General features: G+C 71.6%; 22 protein-coding genes. 5 read left to right on the top strand and 17 right to left on the bottom strand.

From position 1 onward, the window contains the following. Positions 1-3 precede the first annotated feature (3 nt). Positions 4-1356 (bottom strand): lysine N(6)-hydroxylase/L-ornithine N(5)-oxygenase family protein, encoded by a 1353-nt coding sequence (locus tag ACGF8B_RS09570; protein ID WP_392736342.1) that lies wholly within the window; start codon positions 1354-1356, stop codon positions 4-6. A 256-nt stretch (positions 1357-1612) separates the two neighbouring features. Between ACGF8B_RS09570 and ACGF8B_RS09565 the strand changes: the two genes are divergently transcribed. Next, positions 1613-2560 (top strand): methionyl-tRNA formyltransferase, encoded by a 948-nt coding sequence (locus tag ACGF8B_RS09565; RefSeq protein ID WP_392736340.1) that lies wholly within the window; start codon positions 1613-1615, stop codon positions 2558-2560. A 59-nt stretch (positions 2561-2619) separates the two neighbouring features. Here ACGF8B_RS09565 and cynS read toward each other — a convergent pair whose 3' ends face one another. Together cynS and ACGF8B_RS09555 are read right to left on the bottom strand one after the other, a co-directional pair. Beyond that, complete coding sequence (gene cynS / locus ACGF8B_RS09560; protein ID WP_342281299.1) at positions 2620-3090, bottom strand: cyanase; 471 nt, start codon at positions 3088-3090, stop codon at positions 2620-2622. Between the two features lie 94 nt (positions 3091-3184). Continuing rightward, positions 3185-3781 (bottom strand): carbonic anhydrase, encoded by a 597-nt coding sequence (locus tag ACGF8B_RS09555; RefSeq protein ID WP_392736338.1) that lies wholly within the window; start codon positions 3779-3781, stop codon positions 3185-3187. Between the two features lie 513 nt (positions 3782-4294). Between ACGF8B_RS09555 and ACGF8B_RS09550 the strand changes: the two genes are divergently transcribed. Together ACGF8B_RS09550 and ACGF8B_RS09545 are read left to right on the top strand one after the other, a co-directional pair. Beyond that, a complete protein-coding gene (locus ACGF8B_RS09550) occupies positions 4295-4852 on the top strand; it encodes a heme-binding protein (protein WP_392736336.1) in 558 nt (185 codons plus the stop codon). A gap of 174 nt (positions 4853-5026) precedes the next feature. Next, complete coding sequence (locus ACGF8B_RS09545; RefSeq protein WP_392736491.1) at positions 5027-5662, top strand: ankyrin repeat domain-containing protein; 636 nt, start codon at positions 5027-5029, stop codon at positions 5660-5662. A gap of 232 nt (positions 5663-5894) precedes the next feature. Here the strand turns inward: ACGF8B_RS09545 and ACGF8B_RS09540 are convergent, their stop codons facing one another. The 3 genes from ACGF8B_RS09540 to ACGF8B_RS09530 are packed head-to-tail and all read right to left on the bottom strand — an operon-like array spanning position 5895 to position 10153. After that, positions 5895-6977: a C45 family autoproteolytic acyltransferase/hydolase gene (locus ACGF8B_RS09540; RefSeq protein WP_392736334.1), complete on the bottom strand. Its 1083-nt coding sequence runs from the start codon at positions 6975-6977 to the stop codon at positions 5895-5897. Between the two features lie 5 nt (positions 6978-6982). After that, a complete protein-coding gene (locus ACGF8B_RS09535; RefSeq protein WP_392736332.1) occupies positions 6983-8674 on the bottom strand; it encodes an amidohydrolase in 1692 nt (563 codons plus the stop codon). A 48-nt stretch (positions 8675-8722) separates the two neighbouring features. Next, positions 8723-10153 (bottom strand): purine-cytosine permease family protein, encoded by a 1431-nt coding sequence (locus ACGF8B_RS09530; RefSeq protein WP_392736330.1) that lies wholly within the window; start codon positions 10151-10153, stop codon positions 8723-8725. Positions 10154-10241: 88 nt separating this feature from the next. Between ACGF8B_RS09530 and ACGF8B_RS09525 the strand changes: the two genes are divergently transcribed. After that, entirely contained in the window at positions 10242-10901 is a 660-nt protein-coding gene (locus tag ACGF8B_RS09525) for a TetR/AcrR family transcriptional regulator (RefSeq protein ID WP_392736328.1), read from the top strand. Positions 10902-11066: 165 nt separating this feature from the next. On the opposite strand, the gene ACGF8B_RS09520 is transcribed toward ACGF8B_RS09525, so the two are convergent. The 7 genes from ACGF8B_RS09520 to ACGF8B_RS09490 all read right to left on the bottom strand — a co-directional run bounded on the left by ACGF8B_RS09520 (position 11067) and on the right by ACGF8B_RS09490 (position 17936). Further along, positions 11067-11657 (bottom strand): hypothetical protein, encoded by a 591-nt coding sequence (locus tag ACGF8B_RS09520; protein ID WP_392736326.1) that lies wholly within the window; start codon positions 11655-11657, stop codon positions 11067-11069. Between the two features lie 14 nt (positions 11658-11671). Next, positions 11672-12835 (bottom strand): ROK family glucokinase, encoded by a 1164-nt coding sequence (locus ACGF8B_RS09515; RefSeq protein WP_124721377.1) that lies wholly within the window; start codon positions 12833-12835, stop codon positions 11672-11674. A 133-nt stretch (positions 12836-12968) separates the two neighbouring features. Continuing rightward, a complete protein-coding gene (locus ACGF8B_RS09510) occupies positions 12969-13829 on the bottom strand; it encodes an ATP-binding cassette domain-containing protein (RefSeq protein ID WP_392736323.1) in 861 nt (286 codons plus the stop codon). Next, on the bottom strand, positions 13826-14878 hold the full coding sequence (locus ACGF8B_RS09505; RefSeq protein ID WP_392736321.1) for an ABC transporter permease: 1053 nt from the start codon (positions 14876-14878) through the stop codon (positions 13826-13828). The genes ACGF8B_RS09510 and ACGF8B_RS09505 overlap by 4 nt, the downstream gene beginning before the upstream one ends. Continuing rightward, entirely contained in the window at positions 14875-15858 is a 984-nt protein-coding gene (locus ACGF8B_RS09500; protein WP_392736319.1) for a sugar ABC transporter substrate-binding protein, read from the bottom strand. Before ACGF8B_RS09500 ends, ACGF8B_RS09505 begins: the two co-directional genes overlap by 4 nt. 194 nt (positions 15859-16052) lie before the next feature. After that, entirely contained in the window at positions 16053-17057 is a 1005-nt protein-coding gene (locus tag ACGF8B_RS09495; RefSeq protein ID WP_392736317.1) for a sugar ABC transporter substrate-binding protein, read from the bottom strand. Positions 17058-17177: 120 nt separating this feature from the next. After that, the gene (locus ACGF8B_RS09490) at positions 17178-17936 is read right to left on the bottom strand and encodes a GntR family transcriptional regulator (RefSeq protein ID WP_392736316.1); all 759 of its coding nucleotides are present in this window, start codon (positions 17934-17936) and stop codon (positions 17178-17180) included. A gap of 137 nt (positions 17937-18073) precedes the next feature. Between ACGF8B_RS09490 and ACGF8B_RS09485 the strand changes: the two genes are divergently transcribed. Beyond that, positions 18074-19096 (top strand): Gfo/Idh/MocA family oxidoreductase, encoded by a 1023-nt coding sequence (locus tag ACGF8B_RS09485; protein ID WP_392736314.1) that lies wholly within the window; start codon positions 18074-18076, stop codon positions 19094-19096. Positions 19097-19147: 51 nt separating this feature from the next. Here the strand turns inward: ACGF8B_RS09485 and ACGF8B_RS09480 are convergent, their stop codons facing one another. The 4 genes from ACGF8B_RS09480 to ACGF8B_RS09465 all read right to left on the bottom strand — a co-directional run bounded on the left by ACGF8B_RS09480 (position 19148) and on the right by ACGF8B_RS09465 (position 23452). Next, a complete protein-coding gene (locus ACGF8B_RS09480) occupies positions 19148-20350 on the bottom strand; it encodes a cytochrome P450 (RefSeq protein WP_392736312.1) in 1203 nt (400 codons plus the stop codon). A gap of 63 nt (positions 20351-20413) precedes the next feature. Continuing rightward, complete coding sequence (locus ACGF8B_RS09475; protein WP_392736310.1) at positions 20414-21148, bottom strand: response regulator; 735 nt, start codon at positions 21146-21148, stop codon at positions 20414-20416. 61 nt (positions 21149-21209) lie between these two features. Continuing rightward, positions 21210-22427, bottom strand: a complete 1218-nt coding sequence (locus tag ACGF8B_RS09470) for a sensor histidine kinase (protein ID WP_392736308.1) — start codon at positions 22425-22427, stop codon at positions 21210-21212. A gap of 401 nt (positions 22428-22828) precedes the next feature. Beyond that, positions 22829-23452 carry a dihydrofolate reductase family protein gene (locus tag ACGF8B_RS09465; RefSeq protein WP_392736306.1) on the bottom strand — a complete coding sequence of 208 codons (624 nt, stop codon included), beginning with the start codon at positions 23450-23452 and terminating at the stop codon, positions 22829-22831. Positions 23453-23649 lie beyond the last annotated feature (197 nt).

Below are 23649 nucleotides of genomic sequence, written 5' to 3'. Positions count from 1 at the left end.
GCCTCACGCGTGCGTACCGGTACCGTCGGCGACCGGACGGGCCTCGTCGGAGGCGGACTTGACTCCCCGGTCGAGGAGCGAGTCCAGGATCTCACCCACCCGTATCGCGGTGTTGGACAGGAGGGACGTAGTGATGCCGTGGGTGTGCTCCGTGCCGCCCTGGAGGTAGATTCCGCAGCGCAGTCCGGGGTCGGTGGAGACCCGGTAGTCGCGCTCGACGCGTACCCGCCCCGCGTCGTCGCGCAGGCAGCGGTCGGCGACCTCGCCGAGCAGGCCGAGCGGATCGGCCGGGCTGTAGCCGGTGGCGAACACCACGACATCGGCGTCCAGGGTCGTCTCCTCGCCCGTGACGAGGGAGTTCACCACGGTGCGGACGCCGTCCGGCGTCTCCTGGACCCCGGTGACCCGGGAGACGTTGATGAAGCGCAGCCGTTCGGTACCGAGGACCTTCTCCTGGTACATCTGCCGGTACAGGTCGTCGATCAGGTCGATGTCCACCACGGAGTAGTTGGTGTTGCCGTGGTAGGCCATCAGCCGGCTCTTCACGCTCTCGGGCGCGGCGAAGTAGTCGTCGACCGCACCCGGGTCGAAGATCCGGTTGGCGAAGCTGCTGTCGTCGGCGGGGCTGTAGCCGTAGCGGGAGAAGACCGCGCAGACCTCGGCCTCGGGGAAGCGGCGGTGCAGGTAGGCGACGTTCTCGGCGGCGCTCTGGCCGGCGCCCACGACGACGAACCGGGAGGGCGAGGTGCCCTCCAGCCCGTCGACCTTCCGCAGCAGATCGGAGTTGTGCCAGACCCGGTCGCCCCGCTCCACACCCTCCGGCATCTGCGGGCGCAGTCCCGTTCCGATGACGAGGTTGCGGGCCCGGTGGACGGAGAGGCCCTCCGCCGAGCGGACGGTCACGTCCAGGTACTCCACGATGCCGTCGTGGACGAAGGGCGTGACGGAGACGACCTCGTGACCGTAGGAGACCATGTCGTCGACCTTGGCCGCGGCCCACTCGAAGTAGTCGTGGAACTCGACCCGCAGCGGGAAGAGGTTCTTGTGGTTGATGAAGTCGATCAGCCGGCCCTTGCTCTGCAGATAGCAGAGGAAGCTGTACTCGCTGGACGGGTTCCGGAGCGTCACCAGGTCCTTGAGGAAGGACACCTGCATGGTGGCGTCGTCGATCAGCATGCCGCGGTGCCAGCCGAAGCTCTGCTGCTGCTCGAAGAAGTGGGCGGTGACGGACTCCTGCCTGCCGACGCGGGTGTTGTGCTCGCTGAGCGCGATCGCCATGGCCACATTGGAGGGGCCGAAGCCGATTCCGATCAGGTCATGGACCAGTGGTGCGTCGCCAGGAAGAACCGGTGACATGTCACTCCCATCGTGCGGGAAAGCCGCCTGTCAGGCGTAGGAAAGATACGAGAGGCGGGCACGCCGAGCAGGCCACCCGTCCAAACTTAGGTGAGCCTAAGCTAATCACACGACGTTGTCGATAGGGCGACCCGGCGCGGAGCGCGCACCGTCGCCTGATGGATCGTCAATCAAGGTCCGAAATCGCCTTGTTGCAAACTAAGGTAAGCCTTGCTTTACTTACTGCCGGTCTATCCCTGCCCTGAGGAGGAACCCCATGCGGGTCGTCATGTTCGGTTACCAGACCTGGGGGCACCGCACCCTGCAAGCCCTCCTGGACTCCGAGCACAGTGTGGAACTGGTCGTGACGCACCCCAAGAGCGAGCATGCGTACGAGAAGATCTGGAGCGACTCGGTGGCCGACCTCGCCGAGGAGCACGGCGTGCCGGTGCTGATACGCAACCGTCCCGACGACGACGAGCTGTTCGAGCGCCTCAAGGAAGCCGATCCGGACATCATCGTCGCCAACAACTGGCGCACCTGGATCCCTCCGCACATCTTCGGCCTCCCGCGCCACGGCACGCTGAACGTCCACGACTCGCTGCTGCCGAAGTACGCCGGATTCTCCCCGCTGATCTGGGCCCTGATCAACGGTGAATCCGAGGTGGGTGTCACCGCGCACATGATGGACGACGACCTGGACGCGGGTGACATCGTCCGGCAGGAGGCGGTCCCGGTCGGACCGGCGGACACCGCCACGGATCTCTTCCACAAGACCGTCGACCTCATCGCCCCGGTCACCATCGGCGCACTCGATCTGATCGCCGCCGGGCAGACGGAGTTCACCAAGCAGGACCGCTCCCTGGCCAGCTTCTTCCACAAGCGGTCGGCCGAAGACATCCGCATGGACTGGAGCTGGCCGGCGGAGGACCTCGAACGCCTGGTCCGCGCCCAGTCGGAGCCGTACCCGAGCGCCTTCACCTTCCACCGCGGCAAGCGGCTCGAAGTTCTCGCCTCGGTGGTGTCCCAGGGCCGTTACGGCGGTACGCCCGGCCGGATCTTCTACCGCGAGGGCGAGGGCGTGGTGATCGTCGCCGGAGCCGACGCCCGCACCGGCCGCAACCACGGCCTGGCCATCACCCGGGTGCGGACCGAGGACGGCCGGGAGCTGCCCGCCACGGAGTACTTCACCTCCATGGGCGGCTACCTCACCGACCGCCCCTGAGACGGGCGGGCCGACGGAACGGTCTCCGTCGGCCCGCTCAGTGCTGTACTGCCGAGGCGTCAGAACGGCTTGGTCGGCAGGTACTTGCCGTCAAGGGTGATGACCGCGCGCTCGCCGCCCTCGGGGTCGGCGACCTTCTTGACATCCAGCTTGAAGTTGATCGCGGAGATGATTCCGTCGCCGAACTCCTCGTGGACCAGGGCCTTGAGGGTGGTGCCGTAGACCTGGAGCATCTCGTAGAAGCGGTAGATGGTCGGGTCGGTGGGGATGCCGCCCGGGATCGAACCGCGAGTGGGGATGGTCCGCAGGAGCATCGCCGCGTCCTCGTCCAGGCCGAGAAGCTCGGCGACGGCGTCGGCGGAGGCTGCCGGGAGGGCGTGCTGGCCGAGGACCGCGGCGGTGACGAACGCGACCGACAGCCCGGCGGCGTCCGCGATCTGCTGCCACGAGAGGTCCTTGCGGGTCTTGGCCTCGACTGCCGCGGCGGCGAGCAGCTGGCGGGCGGTGGGGTCGAACTGAGCGTGCGTCATGAGGGGGATTCCTTTCGGTGCACCGGCCCCGGGAGGCGGCCGGAAGGTCATGGTGGTGGGGGTGTTGTGGTGGTGGGGGGTGTTGTGGTGGTGGTCAGGCCGCGCGGGCGGCGACCCCGCCGGTGGTGACGAGTTCCTCGACGGTTCCGGTGGGAATGTCGTACACCCAGCCGCGCAGTGTGATCGCGTTCGCGGCGCTCGCCCTGGCCACCGAGGGATGGGTGGCCAGGTTCGCGAGCTGGGCGCGCACGTTCTCGCGCACCAGTGCCGCCACGTCCTGGCCGTCGGCCGCGGTGCGGGCGACCGAGGCGTCGGCGTGGCGCAGCCAGTGGGCGATCGCGGGTGCGCCGGACAGGTCGTGGTGCGCGGCCAGTGCGGTCATCGCGCCACAGGCCGAGTGCCCGCACACCACGATCTCCTCCACACCGAGGACGGCGACGGCGTACTCGATGCTGGCCGCGATGCCGTCCGGTGCGGGGGTGTAGGCGGGGACGAGGTTTCCGGCGGTGCGGACGACGAACAGCTCGCCCGGCTCGCTGCTGGTGATCAGCTCCGGAACCACGCGGGCGTCCGAGCAGCTGATGAACAGCGTCGACGGCCGGTGGGTGTCGGCCAGGTGCGCGAAGAGCTCCGCCTTTGCCGGGAAGACATCGCGCTGGAAAGTCCCGACACCTGCGGCGAGGTTGTACATGGTCACTCCCTTCGGTGGGTGCCGGCCCCGTTGGACTGACGTGTTCCACCATGCACGACCAGGATCTATAGAGTCCAAGACTCAATATCGATGACACCTATCGATGACACCTATGAAGCTTGCTCGCATTGTCCGCCGCCGTATGCGTCGTGCCCTGTGCGTCGTGCCCTGTGCGTCCTGTCCTGAGTGCGTTCTGTCCTGAGTGCGTTCTGCCCTGTGCGTTCTGCCCTGAGGTCGTCGAGCCCCGTGCGTCCTGCCCCGAGTGTCCTGCCCTGCGCCTGTCCGGTCCGCTCCGACCGCGCGTGGCGGGCCGGGGTCAACCGATCGGTGGACCCCGGGGTCCACCGGGCAGGCGCCGACGACGAGCCACCGGGCCGACCGGCCGAGGCCCACCACGGCCCCAGGATTGATCCCGGAGCGGGACGGCGCAGGTCCTCCCGGCCCCCCGCCCCGGGATCGCCCGGGCCCGGACCCGAGCGACGACCACAGCGACGACCACAAGGAACAGCCACCATGAAGAAGATCTCGAAGCGGACCCGCGTCCTGGCCACCGGTGTGGCCCTCGCCGCGCTCGGTGCCGGCGCCTTCGGCGCTGTCTCGGCGAACGCCGCACCGGCCGCCGCACCGGCCGCCGCGGTCGCCAAGGCCGACGCGAAGAACAAGAACACGATGCGGACGACGCACCTGACGGTCAAGGCCGCGACCGAGGCCGCCGAGGCCACCCTGAAGGCCGCGGAGAAGGAGAACCAGCGCGTCTCCGTCGCCGTCGTCGACCGCGACGGCAACACCGTCGTCACCCTGCGCGGCGACGGCGCCGGCCCGCAGTCCTACGACGCGGCCCAGAAGAAGGCGTTCACCGCCGTCTCCTGGAACGCCCCCACCTCCGAGCTCGCCAAGCGCCTGGCCAACGCCCCCACCCTGAAGGACATCCCCGGCACCCTGTTCCTCGCCGGCGGCGCCCCGGTCACGGCCAAGGGCGCCCCCGTCGCCGGCATCGGCGTGGCCGGCGCCCCGAGCGGCGACCTGGACGAGAAGTTCGCCCGGGCCGGCGTCGCCGAGCTCGCCAAGTAGCCATTGGCCATGCCGACGCCTCTGCGAGGTACGGCCGCCGTGACCCCGGCGGTGCACGGAACCCCCCGTGCCGTGCACCGCCGGTCCCCGCTCTCCTCCGCCCGCGTCCGCGCGGCCCTGAGAGCGGGGATCGGAATCGCGGTGCGTACGACGATGACGACGACCCTGTCCGCGCTGCGCACCCGCGTCCCCCGGAGTTCGAGGAGCGCCACGCCGAACGCCCTCGACCGCGATCTGCTGCTCGCCGCGGAGGCGGGTGACGCCGACTCCGTGCGGACGGCGCTCGCCGCCGGCGCCGCGGTGGAGGCCCGCGACGCACATCTGCGCACACCCCTGCTGCTGGCCGCGCTCGCCGGTCATGTGGCCGTCGCCGAGGCGCTGGTCGCCGCCGGAGCCGACCCCGACGCCCAGGACGACCGCCTCGACAGCCCCTGGCTGGTCACCGGTGTCACCGGCAGCGTCGCCATGATGCGCGCCCTGCTCCCGGCGGGCCCCGACCCGATGGTGACGAACCGCTTCGGCGGCACCTCCCTCATCCCCGCGAGCGAGCGCGGCCACGTCGACTACGTCCGGGCCGTCCTCCGCGAGACCGGCATCGACGTCGACCACGTCAACCGGCTCGGCTGGACCGCGCTGTTGGAGGCCGTCATCCTCGGCGACGGCGGACCGGAGCACCAGGAGATCGTCGAGCTGCTGATCACCGCCGGTGCCACGGCCGGCCTCCCGGACGGCGAGGGGGTCACGCCCCTCGAACACGCCGAGCGGCACGGCTTCACCGAGATCGCCGGTCTGCTGCGGGCCGTTCGGTAGGCGGCTGCCGCAGGGGCGCCGTCGGCCGTGGGCCGTTGGCGGTCGAGGACGGTTGGCGGTCGAGGGCCGTTGGCGGTCGTGACCCGCTGACGGTCGTGGGCCGTTGGCGGTCGGCGGTCGGGCGCCGGTGGTCGTACGGGCGAGCATCACACCACACGGACGGACCGGCCGGGTCATGAGGGCCCGGCCGGTCCGCTCGTCGTCGTCCGCGCCCGTGGGCGCGGCGCCGGGATCAGCCGGCGGTGAGGACCCGCCAGTCGCGTACGCCGATGTCGGCGGGCGTGCCGTCGAGGATCCTGGCGGTGCGCGTCGCGGGTTCGAGGGTGATCGTCGCGAGGCTGGCCCAGCGCTGCCCGAGCGGCATGTCCGGGTCGGGCAGGCAGGTCACCGGGGGCTCGCCCGCCCCGGTGACGAGGAAGTCCGCGAGCCCGTCGACCGTGGTCGGCGGCTGCCTGCGGGCGAGGCGGTCGCGGACGAAGTCGTAGCGCTCGCCCGAATCGGGCTGGTAGAGCCAGGTCTTCTCGCCCGCGGCCGGCGTCGGCGTCAGGAAGTGGTTCGTACGCAGCAGCGTGCCGTTCTCGGGGCGCGTCTCGAAGATGCCGACGGGGCTCATGTCGAGCAGCACGGCGTCTCTCTCGTCGAAGAGCGCGAACGATCCGGACGAGGCGAGGGGCGCGCCGCGGATGATCTCGACGGCCTCGGCGACGCTCCCCGCCTCTTCGAGGACGATCGCCGAGAGCACATGGACGGGGACGCCGCCGATGCCGTCGTCGACATGGCCGAGGATGTTGAAGTGCAGGGCGAGACCGGCGCTGTTGACGCCCATCTTGCCGAGGATGCCGTTCTCGGTGAGGCCGACGACGTCATGGGCGCCGCCGCGCGACTCCAGCGTGTGCCACATGCCGTTGAGCTCGACGTGCCAGTCCCACGTCTGGACGCCGAAGGTGCCCGCGGCGCCGTCGCGGCGCACGATCGTGGTGCACTCCCCCGGCGGCACGGCGACGCTGCGGGCCAGGATCTCGGTGCGGGCGTTGAGCGCGGCTACGCGCCACTCCTCGGCACCGGCCCCCTTGGCGATGCCCGCGATCTCGGTGCGGGCCGCGGGCCAAAAGCGCCCGATCGCTTCGAGGGCACGCTCGGCGTCCTCCCGTATCCGGGCGGTGGTGATGCCGCCGAGCGTGAAGAGCCGGTCGTACACCTCGATCGCGGCGGGGATGCCGTCGTGGAGCTGCTCGCCCCGGGCGACGCCGCGCTCGTAGGGGTCGGTGGCCGCGACCTCGATGTGGGGACGGTTCTCGGGGCGGGGGATGGACATGGCGGTCACTGGTTTCCTTCTGTGCTGTTCGGGTGGAACTGCACCGCTCCGCCGACGACCGTCGCGAGGACGGGGTTGCCGGGCTGTGCGCCGGGGGCGAGGCCGAGCGGGTTCGCGGCGAAGACGGTGAGGTCGGCGAGATGGCCCGGCACGATCCGGCCGAGCTCGTGCGAGGCTCCGGCGGCGTGGGCGGCCGCTGCCGTCATTCCGGTGTAGGCCTCGCGGGCGGAGATCGCCTGGCCGGGCTGGACGGGCGCGGTGTCCGGCTCCTCGACCGGGCGTCGAAGCTGGCAGTCGGCGAGGCCGATGCGCGGGTCCCCGGGACCGATCGGCCAGTCGGAGCCGAGCGCCACGACGGCGCCGTGGTCCAGCAGGTCGCGGGTGCGCCAGCCGTGGGCGACGCGGTCGGATCCGATCCGCCGTGACCAGTTGTCCGTGGCGTCGGCCCGGGTGTGCCGGGTGCCGTGGACGGGCTGGAGGCTTGCCACCACGTCGAGTTCGGCGAACCGTCCGAGGAGGTCGTCGGGGACGGACTCGATGTGTTCGATGCGGTGGGGGGCGCGGCCGGCCGGGCCGACCTCCTCGATGACATCGAGCGCGAACCGCACGGCCTGGTCGCCGATGGCGTGGGTCGCGGTCGGGATACCGCGTTCGGTGAAGAACCGCACGGCGGCCCGGTAGGCGTCGAGGTCGCGCCAGAGCGGCTCCCGGTTCTCGCCGTGGGTGTCCGGCCGCTCGAACCACGCCGTGCCGTTGTCCGCCGTGCCGTCGAGCATGAACTTCGCGCCCTCTACGTGCCAGCGCCGCCCGCGCAGACCCTGCTGGTCGGCGATGTCCTGCCACACCTCGGGGGCCGAGTCGGCCGGCACCAGCGGGGAGCAGCGGATGCGCAACGGAAGTTCCCCGTGCGCCTCGATGTGCCGGTACACGGATTCGGACGGGTCGGTGAAATCGAGCGCGTGCAGTCCGGTCAGCCCGCTGCGCGCGAGGATGTCGAGCTGGTGGCGCACGTACCCGGCGGCGGTGTCCACCGGCACCTCGGGGTAGTGGGCGAACACCAGGTCCATCGCCTGGAGCTCCACCACGTGACCGGTGGGGCGGCCGTCCGGCCCGACCTCGACGGACGAGGCGTCGGTGAACGTCTCGCGGCCGGTGAGCCCGATGAGTTCGACCGCGCGGGGGCTCACGACGAGCGCGTGCGCGTCCCGCGTCATCAGCGAGATCGGCCGGCCGGGAAACGGGTCCGCGAACACGGTGCCGGTGGGGTCTTCGTCGAAGACGTTGACGTCGAGATCGAAGCCGGTGATCCAGCCGTCCGCCGGCCGCCCCTGAGCGGCGTCGGCCAGGCAGCTGAACACCTGGTCGAGCGTCGAGGCACCGGAGAGGTCCACGCCGCTGCCGATCTCGATCGACCCCCACACCGGGTGGGCGTGGACGTCGGTGAGGCCCGGCAGGATCGTGGCGCCCGGGAACGTGTGGACGACCGTGCCGGGGCCGCGCACCGGTTCGAGGTCCGGGACGGTGCCGATCGCGAGGATGCGGCCGTCGCGGATCGCGATCGCGTTCACGCTCGCGGTAGCCGTGGGAGGGGCGGTGGCGGTCGCCCGCGGGTCCGGAGCCCCGTCGGTCCGCGGGTCGGGAGACTCCTCGGCGAGTGTCTCTACGTGTTCGGCCGTCACGATGACATCGGCGTACACGGGTTTCCTTCCGGTGGTGCTGAACGTGGGGGCGGGCGGCGGGGACCGTCAGGAGCGGGGAACGGTCCGCAGGATGCGGGCGGCGGCCCAGTAGACGGCGGCGGCGACACCCATACCGGCCGGGATCGACAGGTCGATATCGCCCGTGATCCGCGCGAGCGGGGCGGTCCAGAAGGTGGTGTTCACCCACATCAGGGCGGTGACGCCGCCGCTGACCAGCGCGAGGATGCCGGACCAGTGGACACCGCGGTGGTACCAGAACGGCCCACCGCGCTCCTCTCCGATCAGGTCCGCGCCGTTGTAGCGGTTGCGCCGCATGACGAGGTCGGTCACGGCCACCGCCATGGCCGGGCCGGTCACGACGACCACGAGCTGGAGCATGGTGTTGACGCTCGTCAGGAAGTCCCAGACGAGGATCGCGTACAGCGTCATGGCCGTGCCGAGGATGCCGACGATCAGGACGGCGGGGATGCGTGCGAGCCGGACGCCGACCGACTGGATCGACAGGCTGGCGCTGTAGGCCGTCATTCCGTTGTTCGCCATGGTGTTGACGACCACCGCGATGACGAAGACGGGGACGAACCAGCCCGGCAGAATGCCCTCCAGCGCGGCCTGCGGGTCGGTCATGTCGAGCGTGGTGGCGGCGAGGGCGCCGACCGTGGTGAACAGGACGCTGGGCACGTACGCGCCCAGCGCCGTCCAGCCGGCGACGGCGAACGCGCTGCTGTCGCGCGGCAGGTAGCGGGCCAGGTCGGGGCTGTTGCTGTACGAGAGCGGCGTGGAGGCGATGATGGCGAAGCCGATGCCGATCGTGGCGACCAGCGCACCGCCCTTGAGGGGCTCCGCCGGGGCGTAGGACCAGTCGGTCCCGGCGAGCACGTATCCCGTGACCACGATGAACACGACGGTCAGCAGGACGCTGAGCGCGGTGTAGAGGCGGACGATCGTCGCGTATCCGTAGATGGCGATCAGCAGCGTCGCCGCGGCGATGAGGACGATGACGGTCGCGTGGACGGCCGCGTTGTCCGGCAGACCCATCCGGGCGGCCAGTCCGATGCCCGCGACCGAGGCGGCCGACCAGTTGAGGGCGAGATAGGCCGCGGCGATGAGCCAGCCGGTCAGGACGAGCACGAATTTGTTGCCGATGACGCCGTGGAACGCGCGTGAGATGACCGACCCACTGGTACCGGCGGCCGGACCACTGGCCGCGATGACGCCCGTACAGATCCACAGCAGGTTCCCGGCCAGGATGATGCCGACGGCCTGCGGGAGCGTGAGCCCCATCAGGATCAGCGTGGCGCCGACGACGAGGCTCAGATAGCTGACGTTCGGCGCCGCCCAGACCGCGAAGAGCTGTCGTGGGCGACCGCCGCGCTCGTCGGCGGGGATCAGGTCGATCCCCCGGGTTTCCGGCTGCCCCGCGCGCTCGGAGCCATGCCCGTCGAGGGCTCCCGCGGCGGTGGTGGGTTGTGTCGTCATCGAGGCCTCTCGGATGTCCAGGCGACGCTGCCTTTATTGGGCACATGGCCAACAACTTATTGGTCACCGATCCAATAACCTTTGGTCCATGACGTCAAGAGGTCGGCCGAAGCAATCCAGGAAGCTGCCCGAGCAGCGCCGCGCGGAGATACTGCGGACCGCCGCCCGCATCGGACTGGAGGAGGGACTGGAGCGGATCACGCTGCGCCGGGTCGCCGACGCCCTGGGCGTCCGCCCCGGCCTGATCAGCCACTACTTCCCGGTCGCGGACCATCTCCTGGGCGAGGCGTTCGCCTTCGCCGCCACGACGGAACGCGGCTCGCTGCTGCCCTCGGACGAGGAGGATCTGCCGCCCGTGGAGCGGCTGGCGCGCTTCCTGGTACGCCTGACGGACGGCGACTACCGGGACCTGAGCCGGCTGTGGCTCAACGCGCGGCACCTCAGCAGGTTCAAGGAGGCGCTGCGCGAGGCCGTGGGCGCGCAGGAGTCGCAGACGCGCGCCGAGGTGGTCGCCCTGGTCGGCAAGGGCGTCCGGGCCGGAGAGTTCACGACCGACGACGAGGTCAGGGCGGCCCTGCACATCCTCATCACGGTCGACGGGCTGGGGGCGTACGCGAACGACGACGCGCCGCAGGACGGCCCGGACTACGGCGACGTGGCCATCGAGACGGCCGAGTCCCGGCTGGGCCTTGCACCGGGGACGCTGCGCGCCCGCGCACGACCGGCCGGGACGGCCGCCACCGAGTGATGCAGGTGGCGTGGGTTACGCAGGTGACTTGAGTGACGTGGGTTACGCAGGTCGCGCGGGCGGCACAGATGGCGCGCGTGACGCAGGTAGTGCGAGTGACACAGGTAGCGCGGGCGACACAGGTGGCACGGGTGGGTGGCAGAGCGCGCCGGGGCGGGGCAGCGCTCAGGGGGTCGCCGCGGAGACCACGTACACGACGGGGTTCATCGGGTCGGTCATGTTCACCATGATGTCCTGAGTGGGACGCGGGTCCTTGTTGGTGTGCCTGGTGCCCGCCCATTCGGCCCCGGAGCCGAACTGCCAGCCCGAGACCTTCCGGTCGCGGTCGCCGATGGTCACCCTGCCGGGCTCCAGGTCGGAGCGGCCGCTGCCCATCCGGCCGAGGAAGCGGTCGAGCCCGGCGGACGTGGTGCGGAACTCCACGTAGAGCCGGCTCGCCTTCCAGTTGTTGGTCTCGTAGTACTGCACGTCCAGGGAGTTGCCGGGCATCGGCAGCTCGAAGATCCGGCGCTGCATCCGGGACGGCCAGCCCTCCCGGAGCCCCTGCGCGGAGGCCTCGGCCTCCTTGTTCTGACCGGCGCGGCGGCTCTGCCCGGCGGAGATCAGCAGATAGCCGGCCGGGATGCCGATGAGCAGCACGATGATGGTCGCCGTGATCAGCCTGCGGCGGATCATCCGGCGCCGGTCCTGCGGCGGCCGGCCGTCGTCGGGCGGCGTGGACTGACGCGGCAGGACGGGGTGCTCGGCTGCGGTCATGTGTCTGGGGATCCCTAGGAGGTGCGGGTGTTGCGCGTATTGCGGATGGTGCTCGCGGCCTGGTCGTAGATCTGGGCGTACCGCTCGTACCGTTCGACCCGGCGGCGGTTGGCACGGCGGAATCTGCGGGCCACCAGCCGGGCGAGGTCGGCCGCGCCGACCATACCCGCCTCCGGGCCGAGCTGGGCCTTGGCGATCCGGGCCTCGGGACGGTAGCCGCGGCCGGTGAGATGACGCTTGAAGGCGTCCCGGGCGGGGCCGATGAGCAGGTCGTCGGCGGCGCTGACGCCGCCCCCGATGACGAAGCAGGAGGGGTCGAGCGCGGCGGCCAGATTGGCGATGCCGACGCCGAGCCACTGGCCGATGTCCTGGAGGAGCTCGACGCACATCGCGTCGCCCTCGCGGGCCAGTTCGGTGATGAGGGGCCCGGTGATGTCGGGGATGTTGCCCTTGACCCGCTCGATGATCCCGTGCGCCACCGGGGAGTCCGCGGCGGCCAGCTCCTTGGCCTCCCGCACCAGGGCGTTGCCGGAGCTGTACTGCTCCCAGCAGCCGCGGTTCCCGCAGGGGCAGCGGTGCCCGCCGGGCACCACCTGCATGTGGCCGAACTCACCGGCGACGCCGTACTTGCCGCGCTTGACCTGGCCGTCCTCCAGGATCGCGCCGCCGATGCCGGTGCCGAGCGTGATCATGACGAGGTGGTCCTCGCCGCGGCCCGCGCCGAACCGCCACTCCGCCCAGGCGGCGGTGTTGGCGTCGTTGTCGACCATGACGGGGACGACGAGGCGGGAGGCGAGGGCGTCACGCAGCGGTTCGTCGCGCCAGGCGAGGTGCGGGGCGAAGAGCACCTTGGAGCGGTCCGCGTCGACCCAGCCGGCCGCGCCGATGCCGACGGCGTGCACATCGTGCCGGTCGGAGAGGTCCAGGACCAGCTCGACGATGGTGTCCTCGACGACCTTGGGGCTCTTGGACTTGTCCGGCGTCTCGGTACGCAGCTGCTCCAGGATGTTGCCGTCGGCGTCGACGACGCCGGCCATCACCTTCGTACCGCCGATGTCGATGCCGACGGTGGGTACCCGCGGGGCCGTGAGGTGCGAGCGCCGCTCCCTGGTGCCCACGGTCCGAAGGACGGTGGCGCGGGCGGAGCCGCGGTGTGTGAAGTCGCGGTACGTGCTCATCGTCCCTGCGGGGTCTGGGGAAGCCGGAGGCGGTGCTCCCGGCGGCGGACTGCGCCCGTCGGGCTCGATTCTGCCACTGCCGGGGCACCTGGGCTGGCGGACCGGCGGGTACGGGGCCGGTACCGGCGGGGGCTTACCCGGCGTCGCCCGTGACCGGGTGGCCGCCCAGATGCCTCGGCACGGGGGCCCGCTCCAGCTCGTGGCTGAGCTCCTCCAGCTCGCTGCCGCCCGCCATCTGGCGGGTCAGCTCGTCCAGAGTGATGGACTCCTTGGTGTGGCTGCCGGACATGGCGCCCCGCTTCAGCAGGACGAAACGGTCCCCGACGAGATACGCGTGGTGCGGGTTGTGCGTGATGAGGACCACGCCGAGACCCGCGTCGCGGGCGGCCGCCACGTACTTCAGCACCACCCCGGACTGCTTGACGCCGAGCGCGGCGGTGGGCTCGTCCAGGACGAGGACCTTGGCGCCGAAGTAGACCGCCCGTGCGATGGCGACGCACTGGCGCTCACCGCCGGAGAGGGTGCCGATCGGCTGGTCGACGTCGCGCAGGTCGATGCCCATGCGCAGCAGCTCGGAGCGGGTCGTCTCGCGCATCAGCCGCACGTCGAGGCGTTTGAAGGGGCCGGCGCCGGTGGTCGGCTCGGAGCCGAGGAAGAAGTTGCGCCAGACCGGCATCAGGGGGACGACGGCCAGGTCCTGGTAGACCGTGGCGATGCCGCGGTCCAGGGCGTCGCGCGGGTTGGCGAGGGTGGTCTCCTCGCCGTCGACGAGGAAGGTCCCGGCGTCGTGCCGGTGCAACCCCGCGATGATCTTGATCAGGGTGGATTTGCCGGCGCCGTTGTCGCCGAGCACACAGGAGATCTCGCCCGCGTGGACCTCCAGCGAGACGTCCGTCAGTGCCTTGATGTTCCCGTAGAACTTGCTGACGTGGTCCAGCTCGACGAGCGCCCGGTGGGGCGCCTCCCGGTCGGCCGGTGCCTTGGGGGCCGTCATTTCGTCGCCTCCGCGCGCTTGCGTACCCATGCGTTGAGCAGGGTGGCCAGGAGCAGCATGGCTCCGAGGAAGAACTTGAACCAGTCCGGGTTCCACTCCGCGTACACGATGCCCTTGCTGGTCATGCCGAAGATGAAGGCGCCGACCGCGGAGCCGATCGCGGAGCCGTAGCCGCCGGTGATCAGACAGCCGCCGATGACGGCCGCGATGATGTAGATCAGCTCGTTGCCGACGCCCTCTCCGGACTGCACCACGTCGAAGGAGAACAGCAGGTGCTGGCCGGAGACCCAGGCGGCGAAGGCCACCCCCAGATAGAGCCCGATCTTGGTGCGGATCACCGGTACGCCGACCGCGCGGGCCGCGTCGGCCTCGCCGCCGACCGCGAAGATCCAGTTGCCGAAGCGGGTACGGAGCAGGATCCAGGTGGCGATCGCGACGAGGACCGCCCACCACAGGATGGTGACCTTGAACTCGACGCCGCCGATCGTCCACTGCGAGGCGAAGACCTTGCGGGCCGAGTCGAAGCCCTCCATGTCACCGATGGCCTTGGTGGACACGGTGCCGCTGATCAGCTTGGTGAAGCCCAGATTGAGGCCGGTCAGCATCAGGAAGGTACCGAGCGTGATGATGAAGCTCGGCAGTTTCGTACGGGTCAGCATGAAGCCGTTGAACGCCCCGACGGCCAGGGTGACCAGCAGCGACACGAAGACGCCGACCCAGACGTTGGCGGTCATCTGGTAGCTGAACATCGACGAGACCAGCGCGGAGCTGGTGACCAGCACACCGGCGGAGAGGTCGAACTCGCCGCCGATCATCAGCAGCGCCACCGGCGCGGCCATGATCCCGATCGTCGAGGCCGCGTACAGCACGGTGCCGAGGCTGGAGGCGCGCAGGAAGCTGTCGGCGATGATCGAGAAGAAGATGAAGACGGCCGCGGCACCCACCACCGAGCCGAGCTCGGGGCGGCCGAGCAGCCTGCGCAGCGGTGAGGTGCGCATCAGCCGCTCGTCGGTCCCGGCCGGGGTGGACGGTCCGGCAACCGTGCTCATCGGGTCCCCCGCTTCGTGTACTGGGCCAGTTCGGCGGCGTCCTTGGAGGTGATGATCTGCGGTCCGGTGAGGACCGGCCGGCCGCCGCCGAGCACATTGCCGTTGTAGCGGTAGAGCCAGAGCAGGTCGACGGCCTCGTACCCCTGGAGGTAGGGCTGCTGGTCCACCGCGAAGCCGAGGGTCTTGTCCGTCAGGGCGGTGGCGACCTTGGCGTTCAGGTCGAAGGTGTCGATCTCGGCCCTGCTGCCCGCGGTCTTCTTCGCCTTGACGGCGGCGTCCGCGAACGGCGCGCCGAGCGTGACGACCGCGTCGATGTTCTTGTCGGCCTGGAGCTTCGCCTCGATGGACGCCTGGACGTCGGGCATGTTGGTGCCCTCGACGTACAGGTTCTGCATCTGGCCGTCGAAGGTCTTCTTCGCTCCGGCGCAGCGCTGCTCGTGGCCGACGTTGCCCTGTTCGTGCAGGATGCACAGCGCCTTCTTGCGGCCCCGTGCGTTGAGCTCCTCGCCGACCGCCTCGCCCGCGATGGACTCGTCCTGGCCGATGTGGGTGAGGGCGCCGAACCGCTTGGACTCCGCGGAGCCCGAGTTCACCGTGATGACCGGGATTCCGGCCCGGGTGGCCTTGGCCACGACGTCCTTCATCGCGTCGGGCTTGGCGAGGGTGACGATCAGCCCGTCGACCTTCTGGTCGATGGCCGCCTGCACCAGCTGGGCCTGCTGCTGCGCCTCGTCGTTGTGCGAGTACAGGAACTTGATGTTGTCCTTGACGGCCGCCTGCTCAGCGCCCCGCTGGACGATGTCCCAGAAGGTGTCGCCGTCGCCCGAGTGGGTGACCATCGCGAAGGTCCAGCGGGGCGTGTCCACCGCGGCCCGGCCCTCGGCGGCGGCCCGGGCCGCGCGCTCCTCCGCCCGCTTGCCACCGGTGCTGCTGCATCCCACGAGGGAAGCCCCGAGCACCGCCGCAAGCACGGCGCCCATCGCACGTACCCCTGTCCGAACCCTTGCCACGACGCCGTGCCCTTCTTGTGCTGCTCGCTGTGCTGCTTGGAGGGGCCGGGGATGGTGTACTCCCGGCCCGGCTGGCCAAGTATCCCCGAGCGGTCGCCGGCGCCGCCCGGCAGGGGCGGGACGCGTGTGTCGGCGCCGGGTGGGCGCGGCGGTGTGCGGGAGGTTCACCGGGCACCGCGCGCGGTGTACTTCTCCAGCTGCGGCACGTCCTTCGCGGTGACGATCGCCGGGCCGGTGAGCACCGGCCTGCCGCCGCCGACGACGTTGCCGTTGGTCCGGTCGAGCCACAGTCCGTCGACGGCGAGATAGCCCTGGAGGTAGGGCTGCTGGTCGACGGCGAAGCCGACCTCCCGGGCCTTCAGCCGTTCGACGACGTCGGCGTTCAGGTCGAAGGTGTCGATCTCGGCCCTGCTGCCGGAGCCCTCCTTGGCCTTGACGGAGGCGGCGGCGAAGGGGGCGCCGAGGGTGACGACCGCGTCGATGTCCTTGCCGGCCTGGAGCTTCGCCTCGATCGAGGAGGTGGCGGCCGGCATGTTGGTGCCCTCGACGTTCAGGTTCTCGACCTCGCCGCCGAAGGTCTTGCGCACCCCGGCGCAGCGTTCCTCCAGCGACACGTTGCCCTGCTCGTGGATGACGCAGAGGGCCTTCCTGCGGCCCCGTGCGTCGAGCTCGTCGCCGACGGCCTCACCCGCGACCTGCTCGTCCTGCCCGATGTGTCCGAGCGCGCCGACCTCCTTCGAGAACCGTGCGCCCGAGTTGATGGTCACCACGGGTATGCCGGACCTCACGGCCTTGGCGACGACGTCCTTGAGGGCCTCCGGCTTGGCGAGCGTGACGATCAGCCCGTCGACCTTCTGGTCGATGGCGGCCTGCACCAGCTGGGCCTGTTCCTTGCCCTCCTTGTTCGCGGAGTACAGGAACTCGGCGTTGTCCTTGGCCGCCGCCTGTTTCGCGCCGCTCTGCACGATGTCCCAGAAGGTGTCGCCCTCCCCGGAGTGCGTGACCATCGCGATCTTCATCCGGGGAGTCCCGGCGGCCGCGCCGGCGCCGCCCCGCGCGGGCTTCTCCTCGGCGCTCCGGCCGCCGGAGCCGCTGCAGCCGGTGACGGCGAGCCCCAGGCCGAGGGCCGCGACGGTGATCAGGGTTGCTGCCTTGCGAGAGGTACGCATGGTGGGTCCGCCTTCTCTCCCGGCCGCCCGAGTGCGGCTGGAGGAGTTCTAGCGGTGGTGGTACGCGGCGTCAACGGGGCCTGGCGGCCGTCGCCACCGTACGGGGCCTGGCGGCCGTCGTCACCGCACGAGCAGCTGGAAGTCGAAGGTGTAGCGGGAGGCCCGGTAGATGTGGGAGCCGAACTCGACCGCCCGCCCGGTGTCGTCGAAGGTGGTGCGCTCCATCGTCAGCAGCGCGGCCCCCTCCGCCTCGGCGAGCCCTGCCCCCTCGTCGGCGGTGGCGAGCCGGGCGCCGACGGTCTGGCGGGCGCTGTGCAGGGTGATTCCGGCGCCGCGCATCAGCCGGTACAGGCCGGTGGCCTCCAGCCGCGCGGTGTCCAGGTCGACGATCCCGGGTGGCAGGTGGTTGCGCAGGAGTGCCAGCGGCTCGCCGTGCGCGTACCGCAGCCGCTCGACGAGGTGGACGTCGGTGCCCTCGGCGACCGCGAGGGCTTCGGCCACCGCCGCGTCGGCGGGTTCGACGGTGTTGCGCAGGACGCGGGTCGTGGGGTGCCCGCCCGTGGCCTCCAGGTCGTCGTAGAGGCTGCTCAGTTCGAGCGGGCGCCTGACCCTGCTGTGCAGCACCTGGGTGCCGACGCCGCGGCGGCGCACCATCAGCCCCTTGTCCACCAGCGACTGGATGGCCTGGCGGACCGTGGGCCGGGACAGGCCGAGCCGGGCCGCCAGCTCGATCTCGTTGCCGAGGAGGCTGCCGGGGGCGAGCCGGCCCTGCTCGATGGCGGCCTCCAGTTGCTGGGCGAGCTGGAAGTAGAGCGGGATCGGGCTGGAGCGGTCCACGCCGAGTTCGAGTGCGGCCGGGTCGGTGGTGGGTTTGGGCACGCGTGGAGGGTATCCCTCACGTCAGAAACTCCGGAAGACCGGTCGTCCTGTTGTCCGGACAGCATGACCAACGAACAAGGGACACCTTGTCAGGACATATGGTTGACAGCGCAGCCGGTGGGCGGCACGTTGGGTCCATGCGCATCGGACTCATCGGCACCGGCCGGATCGGCTCCTTCCACGCGGGCGTGCTGGCCCGCCATCCCGAGGTGGACGCCCTGGTGGTGACGGACACCGACGGGGCGCGGGCGGCAGAGGTCGCCGGGCGGGTCGGTGCGACGGCGGTGCCGGGCGCCGGAGAGGTGTTCGGCGCGGGGGTGGACGCGGTGGTGATCGCCTCGGCCACCTCGGCGCACGCGGAGCTGATCGGCCGGGCGGCGCGGGCCGGGATCCCGGCGTTCTGCGAGAAGCCGATCGCGCTGGACCTGCCGGGAACGCTGGGAGCGCTGCGCGAGGTCGACCGGTCCGGGAGCGTGCTCCAGCTGGGTTTCATGCGCAGGTTCGACGCGGGTTACACGGCGGCCCGGGACGCCGTGCGGGCCGGTGCGCTGGGCCGGCTGCACACCGTGCGGGCGGTGACGATGGATCCCGCCCCGCCGCCCGCCGCGTATCTGCCGCTCTCCGGGGGGCTGTACCGGGACTGCCTGGTCCACGACTTCGACATGCTGCGGTGGGTGACGGGCCGTGAGGTGACGGAGGTGTACGCCGCCGGGTCGGACGCCGGGCCCGGGATGTTCCGGGCGGCCGGCGACGTCGACACGGCGGCGGTGCTGCTGACCCTGGACGACGGCACCCTGGCGACGGCGGCGGCCACCCGCTGCAACGGCGCCGGATACGACGTACGGATGGAGCTGGCGGGCGAGCTGGACCAGATCACGGTCGGACTGGACGGCCGTACACCGGTCACCTCGGCCGAACCGCAGGGCCCGCCGGCCCCCTCCTCGCCCTGGCCCGGCTTCCTGGAGCGGTTCGCTCCGGCGTACGAGGCCGAACTGGACGCGTTCGTAGGGGTGGTGCGGGGAAACCGGGCCAACCCGTGCGACGGCCGGGAGGCGTTGTCGGCGCTGCTGATCGCGGAGGCGTGCGAGGTCTCCCGCCGGGAGCGGCGCCCGGTGGCGGTCGCGGAGGTCGCCGACGGCGCGGCGGTGCCCACCGCGTAGGGCCGCCGCGCCCGTCTCCGGGTCGAGTCCCCTCGGTCCGGGGGGCCCGGCTCACCAGCGGACGGGCAGTCCGCGCACCCCCCGCATCAGCATCCCGGGAATCCAGTCCAGCTCCCCCGCCGCCGGGTCAGGGTCCGGCGCGAGGGAGGGGCAGCGTTCCAGCAGCGTACGGATCGCGATCCGGCCCTCCGTCCGGGCCAGCGGCGCACCCACGCAGAAGTGCGCGCCGTGCCCGAAGGCCAGGTGGCCCCGGGCGTCGCGGCGGATGTCGAAGGTGTCCGGTCGCGGGTAGCGGGCCGGGTCCCGGTCGGCGCCTGCCAGGGAGACCAGGACCGGTGCGCCCGCCGGGACGGTCCGGCGCCCGATCACGACCTGCTCGCGCGGGTAGCGGAACGTGGCGTTCTCCACCGGCCCGTCGTAGCGCAGCATCTCCTCGACCGCACCGCCGGTCAGCTCCGGGTCGTCGCGGAGGGCGGCCAGCTGGCCGGGGTGGTCGAGCAGTGCCCGTACCCCGTTGGCGATCAGGTTGACCGTGGTCTCGTGGCCCGCGACGAGCAGCAGGAAGGCCATGCCCACGAGTTCGTCGGGCGACAGCCGGTCCCCTTCCTCGTCGCGTGTCCGGACCAGCGCGCTCATCAGGTCGTCGCCGGGCGAGCACCGCTTGTCCTCGATGAGTTCGAGCAGGTACTCGTTCATGGCGCGGACCGCTTCCATCTCCTGGAGCGGCGAGGCCGGGGTGATGACGCCGTTGGACAGCCCGCGGAAGGCGTCGCGGTCCAGGTCCGGCACCCCGATCAGTTCGCAGATGACGGTCATCGGCAGCGGGAAGGCCAGCGCGTCGACGAGATCGGCACGGCCGGCGGGCACCATCGCGTCGAGGAGTTCGTCGGTGATCTGCTGGACGCGGGGGCGCAGCGCCTCGATCCGGCGGGCGGTGAACTCCCGGGCGACGAGCTTGCGCAGCCGGGTGTGGTGGGGTGCGTCCAGCTCCAGCATGTTGAGGAAGATGGGGTCGCTCTCGGCGGGTGCGCCCGGCAGTCCCCGCCAGTCCTTGGCGAACCGCGGGTCGGCGAGGGTGGCGCGGGCCTCGTCGTACCCCACCACCAGCCAGACGCGCTCGAACTCGTCGGTGCGGACGGTGTGCACCGGGCCCGCGGCACGCAGCTTCTCGTAGTACGGATACGGGTTCGCGGTGAAGTCCGCGATCCCGCTCAGATCGACATCGACGTCGGCACGGCCACTGGCATCGGACATGGGATCGCCCCTTGCGGTCTGACGGCCCGGTCGGCCCGATCGTTTCGGACCGACCGGCTCACCCTATGCCGCCGGCTCCGTGCCGTCATCGTCGAGCAGGCCCGCGTCATGCACCAACAGCGCGATCTGGACACGGTTGTTGAAGCCGAACCTGGCCAGGATCCGGGACACCTGGGTCTTCACGGTCGCCACGCTGAGGTAGAGCGCGGCGGCGATCTCGGCGTTGGAACGGCCGCGTGCGACGGCGATCGCGACCTCGCGCTCCCGCCCGGCGAGTGCGGCGACCCGCACCCGTGCCCGGTCCGCGCGGTCCACCCGGTCGTCACGGCCGGTGCGGGGCCCGGTCCCGGCCGCGCGGGCCATGAGCTGACGCGTCACCGCGGGCGACAGCACCGGATCGCCGGCCGCCACCCGCCGTACCGCGTCGACGATCTGCGCCGGCGGGGTGTCCTTCAGTACGAAACCGGCCGCTCCGGCGCGGATGGCCCGCAGCACCTGTTCGTCGGCGTGGAACGTCGTCAGGACGATGATCTCCGGGGCGTCGGGCCGGGTGCGCAGCGACTCGGTCGCGGTCAGCCCGTCCATGCCCGGCATGCGGATGTCCATCAGCACCACGTCGGGGCGCAGCCGGTCGACGAGTCCGGCGACCTCCGTGCCGTCCGCCCCCTCCCCCACGATGTCGATGTCGTGGGCGCCGCCGAGCATGAGGGTGAGTCCGGCGCGTACGAGCGGGTCGTCGTCGACGATGATCAGCCGGACGGGCCGGGCCGCGGGGTCCATCGGGGTCGGGGTGGTCATGGCGACCACCGTAGCCAGGCCCCGGGGCCGGCCGGGCCGGGCCCCCGGATGCCCGCGGCGGTCAGGCCGGCCACGGCAGCGAGGCCCTGATCCGGAAACCGCCGCCGGGTTGCGGCCCGTGGTCGAGGCTGCCCCCGGCCAGGGTGGCGCGTTCCGTGAGGCCGATGAGTCCCTGACCGGAGCCGGGGACCTGCTCGAAGGGTTCGGTGGGCGCCGGATTGCGCACCTCGACGGTGAGTCCCTCGCCCGGGGCGCCGGTGACCGTGACGGTGACCTCGGTGCCGGGCGCGTGCTTACGGGCGTTGGTCAGACCCTCCTGGGCGATGCGGTAGACGGTGCGGCCGGTGGCGGCGGGGGCCGCGCCGGGGTCGTCGACGCGGTTGTCGAGGGTGACCTTCATGCCGGCCAGCCGGGACTCGTCGATCAGTGAGTCCAGGGTGGTGAGGGTGGGCTGCGGCCGGTCGCCGTCGCTCTCGCCGGGGCTGCGCAGAACCCCGATGATCTCGCGGAGGTCCTGCAACGCCTCGTGCGCGCTGTCCCGGATGACCCCGGCGGCGCGGGCCACTTCGGCCGTCGGCGCGTCGGGGCGGAATTCGAGGGCGCCCGCGTGGACGCTGAGCAGGGTCAGCCGGTGGGCGAGGACGTCGTGCATCTCGCGGGCGATGGCCTCGCGGGCGAGCCGCTGCGCCTGTTCGGCGCGGAGTCCGGCCTCGGCCTCGGCCCGCTGGGCCCGCTCGCGCAGGGTGACGACGAGCTGCCGCCTGGACCGTACGGCCATGCCCCAGCTGATCACCAGCAGGGGCAGCAGCGCCCCGACGACCGTGGCCTCGACGAACGAGGTGCCCGGGTCGGGACGCAGATACGGCTGTACCGGGGTGAGGACCAGGGCGAGCGCCCCGACGGCCGCCACGGGCCGGAACGGGCGGTGCACGGCCATGCCGAACAGCGCGACGAGCATGGCCCCCGCCGCGACCGGCTCGATCGCGGAGACCAGGACCAGGCCCACCGCGACACCCAACGGCCAGCGCCGTCGCACCCACAGTGCACAGCAGGCCAGGGCACCGACCACGATGTCGGCGAGCAGGACGCCGTCGGGTGTGGTGGGGTCGGCCTCGATCGTCGCGACCGTGACCACGCCCACCGCGACCGCGCAGAAAAAGGCGGTCAGGTCGACGACCCAGTCCCGCACGGTGCGTCGCGCGCGGCCGCGCCGGTCGCCGGGCAGCTCGGGGTCGGCCATCGCCGAGGGCAGCAGCCAGCGGTATTCCGTACGGGTCATGCCACAAAACTACCGAGGTCGGGCGGGTGATCCCCGCCGTGCGGAGGCGACCGGCGACCAAAGTCGCGAAAGACGAGACTTTCGGACGGGCGGCGCGCCCGGTGGCCGCCGGCCGGCTCGGGAGGCGTCCGGGGTGACCGCGCGGCGGCCCCGGGCGGTGCCGGCCGGGACGAGCACCGCGCCCACCGCGCCGGGGACGCCGGGCCGCTCGCCGCCGCTCGCGATGCCCGCGGCGGCGGGACGGTGAGCCGGGCGCGGCGGGACGGGCGAGGGCGGGCGCGGAGATCGAGGACACCTGACCGCTTCTCCTGGTTCTCCACGGGGGAAACGGTGTGGAGACCTCGACGGCTCGCACGCGGAACGGTCACCGTACCGGCGTCGCCCTGTCCGGAAGAGCCTGCTCAGACATCGAGGGGGAAGGTGCCGAACCCGGCCGGGCCGACGGGCCGGTAGGTGTGGATCGAGATTCCGCTCCGGGTCTCCCGCGCCCCGATCCGCTCCAGGGCGGTCGGCTGCCCGCCCTCCGGGAAGAGCCGGCGTCCCCGGCCCAGCACCACTGGAAAGACGAGGAGGTTGTACTCGTCGATCAGGCCGTGCGCCATCAGCGACCTGGCCAGTGCGCCGCTGCCGTGGATCTGGAGCTCGCCGCCCTCCGTCCGCTCCTTGAGCCGGGCCACCTCCCCGGCGACGTCCGTGGAGATGACGGTCGTGTTGTGCCACCCGGGCGATCGGAGCGTGGTCGAGACGACGTACTTGGGCCGGGCGTTGAGGCTGCTCGCGACCCGGTGCCCGGGGTCGGTCACCTCGGGCCAGTACGCGGCGAAGATGTCGTACGTGCGGCGGCCCAGGAGGAAGGCCGACGGCCGGTCGAACAGCTCGTCGATGAACTGCCGCATGCCCTCGTCCGCGAAGGGCACGGTCCAGCCGCCGTACTCGAACCCGCCGCCGCGGTCCTCGTCGGGCCCGCCCGGGGCCTGCATGACGCCGTCGAGCGACAGGAAGGTGGTGAGGGTCAGCTCGGCCATGGTTCTTCTCCTGTGTTCCGGTCCGACGATGGTCCTTCTCCTGAGACCCCGCTGCCACCCGGAACTCATCGGTGCGCCGGCCGGGCCGTGGGAGGGCACCCCACGCAGGGGTCCGATTCCCGCCGGTGACGGCCGGGCTCAGCGACTTTGCTGGTCCGTGTCGGGGCAACGGCCCGGACACCACCGACCGGCGAAGG

This window comes from Streptomyces sp. NPDC047917 (genome assembly GCF_043204345.1).
Taxonomy (GTDB): domain Bacteria; phylum Actinomycetota; class Actinomycetes; order Streptomycetales; family Streptomycetaceae; genus Streptomyces; species Streptomyces sanglieri.
The sequence above is the reverse complement of the archived record's forward strand: the minus strand, read 5'-3'. Positions and strand labels throughout refer to the sequence as shown.

Excerpts from the sequence above, each read along its gene's own strand:
- ACGF8B_RS09570 (WP_392736342.1), bottom strand. The coding sequence starts at position 1,356 with ATGTCACCGGTTCTTCCTGGCGACGCACCACTGGTCCATGACCTGATC.
- ACGF8B_RS09565 (WP_392736340.1), top strand. The coding sequence starts at position 1,613 with ATGCGGGTCGTCATGTTCGGTTACCAGACCTGGGGGCACCGCACCCTG.
- cynS (WP_342281299.1), bottom strand. The coding sequence starts at position 3,090 with ATGACGCACGCTCAGTTCGACCCCACCGCCCGCCAGCTGCTCGCCGCC.
- ACGF8B_RS09555 (WP_392736338.1), bottom strand. The coding sequence starts at position 3,781 with ATGTACAACCTCGCCGCAGGTGTCGGGACTTTCCAGCGCGATGTCTTC.
- ACGF8B_RS09550 (WP_392736336.1), top strand. The coding sequence starts at position 4,295 with ATGAAGAAGATCTCGAAGCGGACCCGCGTCCTGGCCACCGGTGTGGCC.
- ACGF8B_RS09540 (WP_392736334.1), bottom strand. The coding sequence starts at position 6,977 with ATGTCCATCCCCCGCCCCGAGAACCGTCCCCACATCGAGGTCGCGGCC.
- ACGF8B_RS09530 (WP_392736330.1), bottom strand. The coding sequence starts at position 10,153 with ATGACGACACAACCCACCACCGCCGCGGGAGCCCTCGACGGGCATGGC.
- ACGF8B_RS09525 (WP_392736328.1), top strand. The coding sequence starts at position 10,242 with ATGACGTCAAGAGGTCGGCCGAAGCAATCCAGGAAGCTGCCCGAGCAG.
- ACGF8B_RS09520 (WP_392736326.1), bottom strand. The coding sequence starts at position 11,657 with ATGACCGCAGCCGAGCACCCCGTCCTGCCGCGTCAGTCCACGCCGCCC.
- ACGF8B_RS09515 (WP_124721377.1), bottom strand. The coding sequence starts at position 12,835 with ATGAGCACGTACCGCGACTTCACACACCGCGGCTCCGCCCGCGCCACC.
- ACGF8B_RS09510 (WP_392736323.1), bottom strand. The coding sequence starts at position 13,829 with ATGACGGCCCCCAAGGCACCGGCCGACCGGGAGGCGCCCCACCGGGCG.
- ACGF8B_RS09505 (WP_392736321.1), bottom strand. The coding sequence starts at position 14,878 with ATGAGCACGGTTGCCGGACCGTCCACCCCGGCCGGGACCGACGAGCGG.
- ACGF8B_RS09500 (WP_392736319.1), bottom strand. The coding sequence starts at position 15,858 with ATGGGCGCCGTGCTTGCGGCGGTGCTCGGGGCTTCCCTCGTGGGATGC.
- ACGF8B_RS09495 (WP_392736317.1), bottom strand. The coding sequence starts at position 17,057 with ATGCGTACCTCTCGCAAGGCAGCAACCCTGATCACCGTCGCGGCCCTC.
- ACGF8B_RS09485 (WP_392736314.1), top strand. The coding sequence starts at position 18,074 with ATGCGCATCGGACTCATCGGCACCGGCCGGATCGGCTCCTTCCACGCG.
- ACGF8B_RS09480 (WP_392736312.1), bottom strand. The coding sequence starts at position 20,350 with ATGTCCGATGCCAGTGGCCGTGCCGACGTCGATGTCGATCTGAGCGGG.
- ACGF8B_RS09475 (WP_392736310.1), bottom strand. The coding sequence starts at position 21,148 with ATGACCACCCCGACCCCGATGGACCCCGCGGCCCGGCCCGTCCGGCTG.
- ACGF8B_RS09470 (WP_392736308.1), bottom strand. The coding sequence starts at position 22,427 with ATGACCCGTACGGAATACCGCTGGCTGCTGCCCTCGGCGATGGCCGAC.
- ACGF8B_RS09465 (WP_392736306.1), bottom strand. The coding sequence starts at position 23,452 with ATGGCCGAGCTGACCCTCACCACCTTCCTGTCGCTCGACGGCGTCATG.